Origin of the sequence: Oscillibacter sp. KLE 1728 (assembly GCF_934833455.1) — a bacterium.
Taxonomy (GTDB): Bacteria; Bacillota; Clostridia; order Oscillospirales; family Oscillospiraceae; genus Oscillibacter; species Oscillibacter welbionis.
This window is the reverse complement of sequence record NZ_CAKVVF010000033.1, coordinates 18,889-23,320: the sequence shown is the minus strand read 5'-3', so window position 1 is coordinate 23,320 and position 4,432 is coordinate 18,889. Positions and strand designations below refer to the sequence as shown.

Annotated in this window: 7 protein-coding genes; 3 read left to right on the top strand and 4 right to left on the bottom strand. The window is 59.9% G+C overall.

All coding sequences use genetic code 11. From position 1 onward, the window contains the following. Positions 1-48 precede the first annotated feature (48 nt). The gene (locus QVE23_RS05590; protein WP_256264416.1) at positions 49-174 is read right to left on the bottom strand and encodes a hypothetical protein; all 126 of its coding nucleotides are present in this window, start codon (positions 172-174) and stop codon (positions 49-51) included. 170 nt (positions 175-344) lie between these two features. Further along, a complete protein-coding gene (locus tag QVE23_RS05585; RefSeq protein ID WP_021749687.1) occupies positions 345-995 on the bottom strand; it encodes a Crp/Fnr family transcriptional regulator in 651 nt (216 codons plus the stop codon). A 200-nt stretch (positions 996-1,195) separates the two neighbouring features. Here QVE23_RS05585 and QVE23_RS05580 point away from each other — a divergent pair, with 200 nt between their 5' ends. Beyond that, entirely contained in the window at positions 1,196-2,245 is a 1,050-nt protein-coding gene (locus QVE23_RS05580; RefSeq protein WP_273482637.1) for a zinc-binding dehydrogenase, read from the top strand. 121 nt (positions 2,246-2,366) lie between these two features. Here QVE23_RS05580 and QVE23_RS05575 read toward each other — a convergent pair whose 3' ends face one another. Both QVE23_RS05575 and QVE23_RS05570 read right to left on the bottom strand, forming a co-directional pair. Continuing rightward, the gene (locus QVE23_RS05575; RefSeq protein ID WP_021749689.1) at positions 2,367-2,561 is read right to left on the bottom strand and encodes a helix-turn-helix transcriptional regulator; all 195 of its coding nucleotides are present in this window, start codon (positions 2,559-2,561) and stop codon (positions 2,367-2,369) included. Positions 2,562-2,564: 3 nt separating this feature from the next. Further along, entirely contained in the window at positions 2,565-2,870 is a 306-nt protein-coding gene (locus QVE23_RS05570; protein WP_287826239.1) for a hypothetical protein, read from the bottom strand. 199 nt (positions 2,871-3,069) lie between these two features. Here QVE23_RS05570 and ychF point away from each other — a divergent pair, with 199 nt between their 5' ends. Both ychF and QVE23_RS05560 read left to right on the top strand, forming a co-directional pair. Further along, positions 3,070-4,161, top strand: coding sequence for a redox-regulated ATPase YchF (ychF, locus tag QVE23_RS05565; RefSeq protein WP_021749691.1), 1,092 nt, complete (start codon positions 3,070-3,072; stop codon positions 4,159-4,161). Continuing rightward, complete coding sequence (locus QVE23_RS05560; protein WP_136891481.1) at positions 4,158-4,364, top strand: hypothetical protein; 207 nt, start codon at positions 4,158-4,160, stop codon at positions 4,362-4,364. Before ychF ends, QVE23_RS05560 begins: the two co-directional genes overlap by 4 nt. The last annotated feature ends 68 nt before the right edge of the window (positions 4,365-4,432 follow it).

Sequence of the window (4,432 nt, the reverse complement as noted above, 5' to 3'; positions counted from 1 at the left end):
CCCCGCTTCCGCACTGAATAAAAATGAAGGGAGAGATGGAAAGCAGAATCATTTGGAGGCAGGCTCCTCCTCTTTGGCAGACTGCTTGTTTTTGTGGGCCTTGATGGAGCTGTTGATGCAGCCCAGCGCCAAGACAGCAACGATTGCGAGCATCACATAGCCGCCGACTTCCATGAGAGGACACCTCCTTCCCGATTCGGATTCGAGGATTTATTTACGAAAAGTTGTCATGAATATAAAAATATTAACGGATTCTTAACGACCTCTTAACGATATCTTAGCGCCAATGAGCCAAAAAAGCAAGCCCCTTTTCGGAAAAATTTTTTGCGCTTTCCGAAAGGGGCTCAGTCCAGAAAATATCCCAGGGAGGCAAAGACCTCAGACAGCCGCTGGGGGGCCAGAATCTCGATCCTGCGGTAAGACTGGCGGAGGATGCCGGCCTCCCGAAACTGTTTGAGGATGCGGGTGACGGAGACACGGCTCATACCGGTGATGGCCGCGATCTGCTCGTGGGTGTACGGAATGGAGGGACCGGAGCTGGCGCAGCAGGTGTGCAGGAAATAGGCCACCCGCTTGTCATCCTCCAGAAAGTGGGAACAGCAGATATAGTCGGACAGCATGGTGATCCGCCGCACAAAATGGGCCATCAGGTCCTGGGGAGGATAGCCGTGCTCCTGCCACAGCTTCCAAAAGCGGTCTGCCGCCAGCAGATAGACCTCCGCCGGAGAGATGGCGGACACGCTGACCATGACCTTGGCGTGATACACCAGGGCGCTGCTGCCGAACAGATTGCCGGGTCCCAGGTAAAAGAGGGAGATCTCATCTCCGCTGGGACCGAGGCAGAAGGTGCGGAGCTGCCCCTTGACCAGAAAGCCTGCCTGTGCGGACAGCGCACCCTTTTCCAGCAGGACCTCGCCGCTGCGGTACTGGCGTCTGACGCCGTATTTGACAAAAAGCTCCCCCACGTGGGGGCTGATCTGGATGTCGCCGGACACGGGGCATCCCGCCTCCTTTCCTGAGAGGATTCCATATCAACATCAACAAAAATAGTAGCAGATTTTCTCCCATTCCACAAGATGCATTTGTATCACCTGTTACAATCTGGCCGCCGGCTCTCCCTTTACAATAAGCATATCCCGACTGAGCGGCCCGGTCAGAATGCCGCGCGGCGCGGATCAAAAAGGAGGAGCTGACAATGAAGGATACCATGTGCGGCCTTGTCAAGGAGGTCAACGCCCCGTCCGGCCTGGTCTATCACACTGACCTGCCGATCCCGGAGATCAATGACGATGAAGTCCTCATCAAGGTCCACTGCTCGGCCATCTGCGGCACGGATCTGCACATCATGGAATGGGACGAGTGGTCCCAGAAGCGGATCAAGGCCCCCGTTACCGTGGGCCATGAGACAGCCGGCGAGATCGTGGCGGTGGGAAAAAACGTCACGGAGCGCAAGGTGGGCGACCGGGTGTCCTGCGAGTCCCATATTCCCTGCGGCGAGTGCTATTTCTGCAAGAACGGGATGCCACACATCTGCAAGAACGTGAAGCTGTTCGGCTGCACCCAGAACGGAGCCTTCGCCGAATACGCCAAGATCCGCTGGGACTGCACGTTCCTGTTGGAGGATGACGTCACCGACGAGGCGGCCTGCATGTTCGAGCCCATGGGCGCTGGGATTCACGGCGTGGAGGCGGCGGAGGTCAACGGAAAGACCGTGCTGGTCAGCGGCTGCGGCCCCATCGGTCTGACAGCCATCAGCGCCAGCAAGACCTTCGGCGCTGTCAAGGTCATCGCCTGCGACCTGATCGATGAGAAGCTGGAGGTGGCCAAGAAGATGGGCGCCGACGCGGTGCTCAACAGCGCCAAGTGCGACCTGCCGGCGGAGGTCAGGACTCTGACCGGCGGCGTGGGCGTGGACGCGGCCATCGACATCACCGGCGCGGAGCCCGCCCTCAACAGCGCCCTCAAGTGCCTGCGGGCTGCGGGCCGTCTGGTGTGCGTGGGACTGCCCACCAAGCCCATCACCTTCCACGACATGACCGACGACCTGGTCTATCGGGAGGTCCAGCTGACCGGCGTCTCCGGACGGAAGATCTGGGAGACCTGGGAGGACTTCGCCAAGGTTATGAAGGGACCCTATTTCAAGCTGGATCAGGTGATCGGCGGCCGCTTCCCCATGAAGGACTTTGAGGCCGCTCTGGCGCAGATCCACAGCGGCGTGCCCGGCAAGATGATCCTGTATCCCTGATCCCGCCCCGCAGAACAGGCAGGAGGGGACTGTGCCCATTCTGCGGCGGACCCTGACCCGGCCCGGAGATGCTGAACGATCCTGAAACACCCCCGCCGCATCGCGGCGGGGGTGTTTTGCGTCAGTCCGGCAGATGGAAGATATCCTCCACAGGGGTTTTCAGCAGCCGGGCCAGCCGCATGGCCAGCCCCAGGGTGGGATCGTACTTGTTGTTCTCAATGGCGTTGATGGTTTGGCGGGTGACGCCCAGCTCCCGTGCCAGGTCCTCCTGCCGGAGCCCCGCCGCCTTCCGCAGCTCCCGAATCCGGTTTTCCATAGCTCACAGCCCCGCGCACCGCAGCAGCAGGCCGAAGGCCAGCAGGAAGACTACCAGCAGCGGGACATACAGCAGGAAGCTCCTGGCGCCGTCCCGGTCCCCGGCGCGCCATCTCCCCACCTGCAGGGCCAGAAAATACAGGAGATTCTGAAAGATCAACAGGTACATGGGCGCGGTGAAACGGCCGGTGTGGACGCAGTCCCAGATCCCCCATATAAACAGGGCCATCACCGTGAAGAACCAGGCCACCCGGATGGCGTTCAGGGAGAGGTGGAGTTCCATCTCATCCATGTTCCGAAAGAATTTCATAGAACTGCCTCCTTGCTTTGAATTGTCAAGTTCTTTTGACATTTTTAGAATAGTACGGCAGATGCGAAATGTCAATAGTGTTTTACATTTTCGCAAAGAGGATAGAAAAACGTCGGGGAACGCAGGCTGACCCTTGCGCTTTTGGGCCTGAAATGGTACAATAATTGTCCGAAAATATCAGCAAGGGAGCGCTGCTTTTATGAAATTAGGAATCGTGGGTCTGCCCAATGTGGGCAAATCGACCCTGTTCAACGCCATCACCAACGCCGGCGCCGAGAGCGCCAACTATCCGTTCTGCACCATCGACCCCAACGTGGGCATGGTGGCGGTGCCGGATGAGCGGCTGGACAAGCTGGCGGAGATGTATCAGCCAGATAAGAAGACCCCGGCGGTCATCGAGTTCGTGGACATCGCCGGACTGGTGAAGGGCGCCAGCAAGGGCGAGGGCCTGGGCAACAAGTTCCTGGCCAACATCCGGGAGACCGACGCCATCGTCCACGTGGTCCGCTGCTTTGACGACGAGAACGTCATTCACGTGGAGGGCAGCACGGACCCCAGGCGGGACATCGACATCATCAACATGGAGCTGGTGATGGCGGACCTGGAGATGGTCCAGCGCCGGGTGGAGAAGGCCACGAAAGCCCTGAAGGGCGACAAGAAGTTCCAGCATGAGGTGGACGTGTTCACCGCACTGCAGAAGCATCTGGACGGGGGCAATCTGGCCCGGACCTTTGCCTGTGACGAGGACGACGCGGCCCTGATCGCCACCAGTGACCTGCTGACCCTGAAGCCTGTGATCTACGCCGCCAACACCGACGAAGCGGGCTTCGCCGATCTGGAGCATAATCAGTACTACCAGCAGGTGAAGGCCATTGCCGACGCAGAGGGCAGCCAGGTGCTGCCCATCTGCGCCAAGATGGAGCAGGACATCGCCGAGCTGGAGGGCGAGGAGAAGCTGATGTTTCTGGAGGAGCTGGGAGTGGAGGAGTCCGGCCTGGACCGGCTCATCAAGTGCTCCTACGCTCTGCTGGGCCTGATCTCCTTCCTGACCTACGGCAAGGACGAGTGCCGGGCCTGGACCATCAAGAAGGGCACCAAGGCCCCCCAGGCCGCCGGCAAGATCCACTCCGACATCGAGCGGGGCTTCATCCGGGCGGAGGTCATCGCCTATGAGGACATGATCGCCTGCGGCAGCGTCAACGCCGCCAAGGAGAAAGGGCTGCTCCGCAGCGAGGGCAAGGAGTATGTGGTTCAGGACGGAGACATGGTCTACTTCCGGTTCAACGTATGATGACGGAGGCGGAGAGACTGGCGGCCTATGACCGCATGTACGCCGACCTGCTGAAGGAACGGGACAAGGTCCTGGCGGACATGGACAAGCTCCGCGCCGCGGGAAGGAATCGGGGAACCACCTACCAGCAGCTGTTGGCCCAGAAGCTGACGGTTCAGAACCTGATCGGCCGGTTTGAGATCTACGGAATCAAAGAAGTGTGAGGGACAGGCAGGCGCAAACGCGCCTGCCTGTTTTGCCTGCGGAGAGGGATCTCCTGACGGCAGGCCGG

Coding starts and splice junctions, on each gene's coding strand:
- QVE23_RS05590 (WP_256264416.1), bottom strand. CDS start 174: ATGGAAGTCGGCGGCTATGTGATGCTCGCAATCGTTGCTGTCTTGGCG.
- QVE23_RS05580 (WP_273482637.1), top strand. CDS start 1,196: ATGAAGGATACCATGTGCGGCCTTGTCAAGGAGGTCAACGCCCCGTCC.
- QVE23_RS05575 (WP_021749689.1), bottom strand. CDS start 2,561: ATGGAAAACCGGATTCGGGAGCTGCGGAAGGCGGCGGGGCTCCGGCAG.
- QVE23_RS05570 (WP_287826239.1), bottom strand. CDS start 2,870: ATGAAATTCTTTCGGAACATGGATGAGATGGAACTCCACCTCTCCCTG.
- ychF (WP_021749691.1), top strand. CDS start 3,070: ATGAAATTAGGAATCGTGGGTCTGCCCAATGTGGGCAAATCGACCCTG.
- QVE23_RS05560 (WP_136891481.1), top strand. CDS start 4,158: ATGATGACGGAGGCGGAGAGACTGGCGGCCTATGACCGCATGTACGCC.